This is a genomic window from Nocardioides bruguierae (assembly GCF_023554635.1).
GTDB classification, from domain to species: Bacteria; Actinomycetota; Actinomycetes; order Propionibacteriales; family Nocardioidaceae; genus Nocardioides; species Nocardioides bruguierae.
This window is the reverse complement of the sequence record NZ_JAMJPH010000008.1, coordinates 20,504-27,743: the sequence shown is the minus strand read 5'-3', so window position 1 is coordinate 27,743 and position 7,240 is coordinate 20,504. Positions and strand designations below refer to the sequence as shown.

General features: G+C 74.4%; 8 protein-coding genes. 1 reads left to right on the top strand and 7 read right to left on the bottom strand.

What is annotated here, in order from left to right:
- Both M8316_RS06295 and M8316_RS06290 read right to left on the bottom strand, forming a co-directional pair.
- Positions 1–477: hotdog fold domain-containing protein (locus tag M8316_RS06295; RefSeq protein WP_250052998.1), on the bottom strand; the 477-nt coding region annotated here is incomplete at its 3' end.
- 56 nt (positions 478–533) lie between these two features.
- Positions 534–785: a metal-sensitive transcriptional regulator gene (locus tag M8316_RS06290; RefSeq protein WP_250052996.1), complete on the bottom strand. Its 252-nt coding sequence runs from the start codon at positions 783–785 to the stop codon at positions 534–536.
- A 457-nt stretch (positions 786–1,242) separates the two neighbouring features.
- On the opposite strand from M8316_RS06290, the gene M8316_RS06285 reads away from it, so the two are divergent.
- Positions 1,243–1,761, top strand: coding sequence for a MarR family winged helix-turn-helix transcriptional regulator (locus M8316_RS06285; protein ID WP_272494820.1), 519 nt, complete (start codon positions 1,243–1,245; stop codon positions 1,759–1,761).
- A 25-nt stretch (positions 1,762–1,786) separates the two neighbouring features.
- On the opposite strand, the gene M8316_RS06280 is transcribed toward M8316_RS06285, so the two are convergent.
- From M8316_RS06280 to rsmA, 5 genes are all read right to left on the bottom strand, one after another.
- Positions 1,787–2,608 carry a patatin-like phospholipase family protein gene (locus M8316_RS06280; RefSeq protein WP_250052994.1) on the bottom strand — a complete coding sequence of 274 codons (822 nt, stop codon included), beginning with the start codon at positions 2,606–2,608 and terminating at the stop codon, positions 1,787–1,789.
- Between the two features lie 103 nt (positions 2,609–2,711).
- Positions 2,712–3,494, bottom strand: coding sequence for a methyltransferase domain-containing protein (locus M8316_RS06275; protein WP_250052992.1), 783 nt, complete (start codon positions 3,492–3,494; stop codon positions 2,712–2,714).
- Between the two features lie 18 nt (positions 3,495–3,512).
- Positions 3,513–5,315 (bottom strand): ABC-F family ATP-binding cassette domain-containing protein, encoded by a 1,803-nt coding sequence (locus M8316_RS06270; RefSeq protein ID WP_250052991.1) that lies wholly within the window; start codon positions 5,313–5,315, stop codon positions 3,513–3,515.
- Positions 5,315–6,265 (bottom strand): 4-(cytidine 5'-diphospho)-2-C-methyl-D-erythritol kinase, encoded by a 951-nt coding sequence (locus M8316_RS06265; protein ID WP_250052990.1) that lies wholly within the window; start codon positions 6,263–6,265, stop codon positions 5,315–5,317. The genes M8316_RS06270 and M8316_RS06265 overlap by 1 nt, the downstream gene beginning before the upstream one ends.
- Positions 6,262–7,230 (bottom strand): 16S rRNA (adenine(1518)-N(6)/adenine(1519)-N(6))-dimethyltransferase RsmA, encoded by a 969-nt coding sequence (gene rsmA / locus M8316_RS06260; protein WP_250052989.1) that lies wholly within the window; start codon positions 7,228–7,230, stop codon positions 6,262–6,264. The genes M8316_RS06265 and rsmA overlap by 4 nt, the downstream gene beginning before the upstream one ends.
- Positions 7,231–7,240 lie beyond the last annotated feature (10 nt).

Below are 7,240 nucleotides of genomic sequence, written 5' to 3'. Positions count from 1 at the left end.
CTCCGGGCGCGGCGCCCCCCAGTGTTGGATGCCGCCCCCCCCGGGGGGGGGGCGGGGGGGGGGGGGGCCGCCCCCCCCCACGTCGAGGGCCGGCTCGTCCGAGGTCCACTGCTCCGGGTCGGTCTCGGCCACGCACGTGACGTCGCTGCTGGCCTTCGCGGTGTAGGCCACGTCCATGCCCTTCGGTATCCACCGCTTGTCGGCGGGGATGGTCACCTCGGCGAGGGCGCCCATCGCGGCTTCCAGCCCGTTGCACAGCGCGATGGCGTGCAGGGTGCCGATGTGGTTCTTCACCCCGCGTCGCAGCGGGATCACCAGCTCGGCCCGGTTGGGCTCGAGCACGGTGAACCGCGGACGGATGGTGGCGAAGTAGGGGGCCTTCTGCCCGAAGAGGAGGGAGAAGACCCGCTTGCCGAGGACGGGGCCGACGACCGGCAGGTTCGTCGTGGTGCGCCACAGCGCGTGGACCGAGCTCATGTGAGCCAGCCTACAACGGATCTACCGATCGGTAACTTGCGTGCGCGAACCGAGCCTCAGGTCATGGAGAGGAAGCTGCGCTCGAGGCGAGCGACCTCCTCCTCCGAGAGGTCGGCCAGCGAGCGACGCAGCTCGGTGGCGATGAGGGCGAAGCCGGCCCGGTCGAGGGCGCGCGAGACGGCCTTGAGCTGGCTCAGCACGTCGTCGGTCTCGCGACCTTCCTCGATCATGCGCAGCACGCCACCGAGCTGACCCTGCGCACGGCGCAGGCGGTTGACGACGCTGACGAGCTCAGGCTTGCTGTCCATGACGGGTGGTGCCTCTCTGCTGCGGGAATCTGTCTGTGGCTCGACCCCATGTCGAGCCGCCAGTCGCCGGTCCGGTCTCCCGCACTCCCCCGTGTCGTTCTCCGGTCGACGCCCAACACTTCTCCAACGCTCCTCGTGGGTCGAGGTTATGCCCGCACGGGCATCTGGTGAGAGAAGTGTCAGTGATCACCTGTCGCCCGAACGACAGGGTGGTGCTCAGCCTGCCGAGCATCCGGGTACCCCGTGGGGGATTCCCGGAGATTTGCCCAACTTCGGGCAGGTCGCTCGTCGACAAGCATCCCATGACGTCCCGGCGTGAACGTCCGCGACGCTCCGACAAGGTCCTCACGACCTCACAGCCTAGTAGACCGGTCCAGCCCGGAAGGCCGATCAACCCCAGTGCCTTCCTCTCGACGACGGGATTGTCTCGACATCGAGAATCTCGACGGTCCGCGGCATGGCCTACACTGGTCGGGTGCGGGACGACGTCGACGAGCTGAGCGAGGCCTGGGGCCGCGAGCGCCCCGACCTGGACATCGCCCCCGTCGCGGTCTTCAGCCGGATCAGCCGACTGGCCCGCCACCTCGACCTGGCCCGCCGCGAGGCGTTCACCGCCGAGGGCATCGAGGCCTGGGAGTTCGACGTGCTGGCCGCGCTGCGGCGCGCCGGCGGCTCCTACGAGCTCTCCCCCGGTCGGCTGATCCGCGAGACGCTCGTGACCAGCGGGACCATGACCAACCGCGTCGACCGGCTCACCTCCCGCGGGTTCGTCGAGCGTCACCCCGACCCGGCCGACCGCCGGGGCGTCCTCGTCCGGCTCACGCCCGAGGGCCGCGCCGTCGTCGACAGCGCCTTCACCCGCCTCCTGGACGCCGAGCGCGTCCTGCTGGCCTCGCTGCCGGCCGAGCAACACGAGGATTTGGCCGACCTGCTGCGCACCCTCCTGGTGCCCTTCTCGGGCACGCCGCACGCCTGAGGCCGCGCGGGCCCGGGCTGCGAGGTCAGGCCGCGAGGTCGCGCACGCCGCCCAGGACGGCCCGCGCGTGCTCGCGCCCCAGCCGCACGTGCTCGGCGGTGCGCGAGAAGTCGTGCATCCGCACGTCCAGGTCGGGGGCGGTCAGGTGCACGAGCTCCACCCCGGCCAGGTCGACCCGCGGACGGATGCGCATGGAGACCGACAGCGCGGCCAGCAGCACGTCGATCGGGTGCCGCAGGGGCCGGTTCCGCGGGCCCACGGTGGCGTCGAGGAGGAACACCCGTGTCGGCGCCAGGGCCGTGGCACCGGCCAGCGGCACCAGGTCGCCGATCCCGCCGTCGACGTGCGTCCCGGCCAGGCCGTCGTCCCCCGGCAGGACGACGGGCGGGAACACGCTCGGCAGGGCGGTCGAGGCGAGCAGCACCGACCGCAGCAGCCCGGTGTCGTGGTACACGGCCTCCCCGGTCTCCAGCCGCGCGGTGCACACGCGCACGGGCACGGGCAGGTCCTCCAGCCGGCGGGCCGTCGTCCACGCGTCCACGAGCCGCTCCAGGCCCTCGGTGCGGTAGAGGGAGGTGCGATGCCGCAGCACGTGCAGCGGACGGCCCCAGTGGCTGCCGGGGAAGACGTCGCGCGAGCGCAGCCGCAGCCAGTGCTCGGCCAGCTCGTCGGCGCCGTCGACCGGGTCGTGGCCGGCCAGGTAGGTGGCGTTGAGCGCCCCCACCGAGGTGCCGACGAAGCCGGCGGGGCGCACCCCGTGCTCGGCCAGGGCCTGCATCATGCCGACCTGCACGGCGCCGCGCGAGGCGCCTCCGGTGAGGACGAGGACGTCACGGTTCGTCTGCACGGGCACCTCCTGGGCGACGGGCGACACGGGGGCATCGGGGGCGGCTGGTCCCAGTCCTGATCGGCCGTGATCGGGCGCGGTTGAGGCCGTGCCGGCACGCGCGTCAGTCGCGGCGGGCCACCGCGAAGACCCGCCGGAACGGCAGGACCGTGCCGTGCTCCCCCGGCGGGTACGCCTCGCCGAGCGCCGCCCGGTAGGCCTCCACGAACGCCGGGCGCAGGTCGTCGGGCAGCGCGTCCAGGGTCGGCCGGGCCCCGGTGGCACTGACCCAGGTGAGGACCGGGTCGGGCCCGGTGAGCACGTGCAGGTAGGTGGTCTCCCAGGCCTCGACGGTGCAGCCGGCACCAACGAGGACCTCCAGGTAGTCGGCCGGGTCGTGGGCGTGGGGGAAGGCCACGCCGCCGAGGTGCTCGGCGTACGGCTCCCGGGCGCCCAGCCCGCGCAGCAGGGCGTGGCTGGGCGCGTCCTGGTTGCCGGGCACCTGCAGCGCCAGCAGGCCGCCGGGGGCGAGCCGGGAGACCAGCGTGGGCAGCAGCGCGAGGTGCCCGGGGACCCACTGGAGCGTGGCGTTGCTGACGAGCACGTCGACCGGGTCGCCGGGCTCCGCCGCCCAGTCGCGCAGGTCCGCGTGCCGGACCTCGAGACCCTCCACGCCCTCCAGCTCGCGCGCCCGCTGCACCATGGCGGCGCTCGCGTCCACGCCGAGCACGTGCGCGTCCGGCCAGCGGTGCACCAACAGCGCCGTCAGCGTCCCGGGTCCGCAGCCGAGGTCGACGACACGACCCGGGGCGGACGCCGGCACCCGGGCGAGCAGGTCGAGGAACGGGCGCGCCCGCTCGTCCGCGTACGTCAGGTAGTGCCCGGGGTCCCAGTCACCGCTGCGCACGTCCGCCCGCCCGTCCCCTCACTCGAGGAGCTCGGCGGCCTCCAGCCACTCGGCCTCGACGTCGTCCTTCTCCGCCGCCAGGGCGGAGAGCTCCGCGGAGAGGCCTGCGAGCCGCTCGTGGTCGGTGGCGTGCTCCAGGACGGCGGCGTTCAGCTCCGCCTCCCGCTCGCCGATCCGCTCCAGCCGCTTGTCCAGCCGCGCCAGCGTCTTGCGCGCGGCCCGCTCGTCGGCGGAGCCGGCCTTGGCGCGGCCGGCGGAGGACCCGGCCGGAGCCCCGGGAGCGGCCGGGGAGGCGGCCTCGGCGCGCTCCTGGGCGGCCAGGAGGGCCGTCCGCCGCTCGAGGTACTCGTCGACGCCACGCGGCAGCAGCGAGACCTGGCCGTCGCCGAGCAGCGCCCAGGTGGCGTCGGTGACGCGCTCGAGGAAGTACCGGTCGTGGGAGACCACGACGAGCGTGCCCGGCCAGGAGTCGAGGAAGTCCTCGAGCACCCGCAGCGTCTCGATGTCGAGGTCGTTGGTGGGCTCGTCGAGGAGCAGCACGTTGGGCTCCTCCAGCAGCAGCTTGAGCAGCTGGAAGCGGCGGCGCTCGCCACCGGAGAGGTCGCCCAGGCGCGCGGTGAGCCGGTCGCCGGTGAACCCGAACTGCTCCAGCAGCGCGGTCGGGGTCAGCTCGCGGCCGCCGACGGTCCTCACCTCGGCCTTGGTGCGCTCGATCGTGGCCAGCACCCGGGCCTCGGGGTCGACCTCGTCGATCGCCTGCGTCAGGTGGGCGAGCGCGACGGTGCGGCCGTGCTTGACCCGGCCCGCGGACGGCGGCACGGCGCCGGAGACCAGGTTGAGCACGGACGTCTTGCCGGCGCCGTTGACGCCGACGAGACCGATCCGGTCGCCGGGGCCGATGCGCCAGGTGGCGCGCTCGAGCAGCCGCCGGTCGCCGCGGACCAGGTCGACGTCCTCGAGGTCCACGACGTCCTTGCCCAGGCGCTGGGTGGCGAACTTCTCCAGCTCGAGCCGGTCGCGCGGCGGCGGCTCGTCCTCGATGAGCTGGTTGGCCGCGTCGATGCGGAACTTCGGCTTCGAGGTGCGCGCGGGGGCGCCGCGACGCAGCCAGGCGAGCTCCTTGCGCACGAGGTTCTGCCGCTTCTCCTCGGTGGCCGCGGCCTGGCGGGCGCGCTCGGCCTTGGCGAGGGTGAAGGCGGCGTAGCCGCCCTCGTAGACGTCGACGGCGCCGTCGTGGACCTCCCACGTCCACTGGCAGACCTCGTCGAGGAACCACCGGTCGTGGGTGACGACGACGAGCGCGGAGCTGCGGCGGGCCAGGTGCCGGGCCAGCCAGGCGACGGCCTCGACGTCGAGGTGGTTGGTGGGCTCGTCGAGGACGAGCAGGTCGTCGTCGGCCAGCAGCAGCGAGGCCAGCGCGCAGCGGCGGCGCTCGCCGCCGGAGAGCCCGACGACGGCGCGGTCGAGCTCGACGCCCGCCAGCAGCTCGGTGACGACCTCGCGGGTGCGCGGGTCGGCGGCCCACTCGTGGTCGGCGCGACCACCGAGGACGGCCTCGCGCACCGAGTGGGTGTCGTCGAGCCGGTCTCCCTGGTGCAGGTAGCCGACGAGCAGCCCGCGCTGGGCCGAGACGCGGCCGTCGTCCGGCTCCTCCTGGCCCGTCATGACCCGCAGCAGCGTGGTCTTGCCGTCGCCGTTGCGGCCGACGATGCCGATCCGGTCGCCGGAGCCGACGCCGAGCGAGACCTCGCTCAGCAGCGGGCGGACGCCGTAGGACTTGGAGACCTTCTCGAGGTTGAGCAGGTTCACGGGGGCGGCCATCAGGCGTGCTCCACCACGTGGACGCCGGCGACGGGCGCCGGGACGGCGGTGACCCGCTCGTGCCCCAGCCCGGCCAGCTTCTCGCGGGCCGCGTCGGCCTCCTCCCGACTGGCGCACAGCACCAGCACGGTGGGACCGGAGCCGGAGAGCACCGCGCCCCGGCCGCACGAGCCGGCGTCCTCGAGGGTGCGGCGCAGGTCCGGGCGCAGGTGGAGCGCGGGCTCCTGGAGGTCGTTCCACAGGGTGACGCCGACGAGGTCGACCTGGGCGTTGACCAGGCCCTCGACCAGCGTGGTCGGCAGCTCCAGCGCGTGCGGGTCGGGCTCGGTGCCCTGCTGGGCGTGCAGCTCGTCGAACGCGCGGTAGACGGCCGGCGTCGAGAGGCCCTCGTCGCTCTCGATGACGACCCACCACCAGCCGCCGGCGTCCTCGAGGTCCTCCAGCTGCTCGCCGCGGCCGCGGCCCACGGCGGTGCCGCCGAGGAGGGAGAAGGGGACGTCGCTGCCCAGCTCGGCCGCGATGGCCAGCAGGTCGTCGTCGGAGGTCTGGAGGTCCAGGGCACGGTCGACGGCCACGAGGGCGGCCGCGGCGTCCGCCGAGCCGCCGGCCATGCCGCCGGCCACCGGGATGGACTTGTGGATCGTCATCGCGGCAGCCCGGTGCTCCATGCCGTGGTGGGCGAGCAGGCGGCGCGCGGCGCGCAGCGCGATGTTGGAGTCGTCCGTGGGCACCGCTTCCAGGTCCAGGCGCGGGTCGCCGACGACCCGCAGCGACCACTCCGTGGCCTCGCTGACGGTGACGTCGTCGTAGAGCCCCACCGCCTGGAAGACGGTGGTCAGCGGGTGGAACCCGTCCGCGGCGAGCGCGGCGACACCGAGATAGAGGTTGATCTTGGCCGGCGCCCGCACCGTGACCCGGGGGCCGAGGGGCTCGTCGGTCAGCAGGCTCACGCGTTCTCCTCCCCCGGTGACCCGGGGCTCTTCTCCTGGCTGTCGGTGGCCCGGGTCCGGGCCTTGCCCGACCTGGCGGTGGCGGACCACCCGGTGGCGGCGAGCGCCTCGGCGACCGCGACGAAGTGGTCGATGACCAGGCTCTCACCCCGGGCCAGCGGGTCGACGCCCGCACCCGCCAGGGCCTCGTCCACCGACGCGGCGGGGGCGATGGCGCGCAGGGCCCCGCGCAGGGCCTTGCGGCGCTGGGCGAACGCGGCGTCGACGACGGCGAAGACGTCCTCGCGCCGCACCGGGCCGCCCGAGGGGCCGAGCGGTGCCGGGTGGCTGGTCCAGGCGACGAGCCCGGAGTCCACGTTGGGTGCGGGCCAGAAGACGTTCCGCCCGATCGCGCCGGCGCGGCGGACGTCGGCGAACCACGCGGCCTTGACCGAGGGCACGCCGTAGACCTTCGAGCCGGGCTTCGCGGCGAGCCGGTCGGCGACCTCGGCCTGCACCATCACCAGCCCCCGCTCCAGCGACGGCAGGAGCGCGAGCAGGTGCAGCAGCACCGGCACCGAGACGTTGTAGGGCAGGTTGGCGACCAGCGCCGTGGGCGGCGGGCCGGGCAGGGCGTCCACCTTGAGGGCGTCGGAACCCACGATCTCGAGGTCGCCCTCGCGACCGGGGGCCCGCTCGGCGATCGTGCGCGGGAGCCGGGAGGCGAGCAGGTCGTCGATCTCGATCGCCACGACCCGCGGCACCACCTCGAGCAGGGCCAGGGTCAGGGACCCCAGCCCGGGGCCGACCTCGACGACGACGTCGGCCTCGCCCACGCCGGACTCGCGCACGATGCGGCGCACGGTGTTCGGGTCGATGACGAAGTTCTGGCCGCGCTGCTTGGTGGGGCGCAGGCCGAGCTCGTCCGCGAGCAGACGCACCTCCGCCGGCCCGAGCAGGCTCGGACCGGCGGAGGTGTCTGTCATGGGGTCAGGC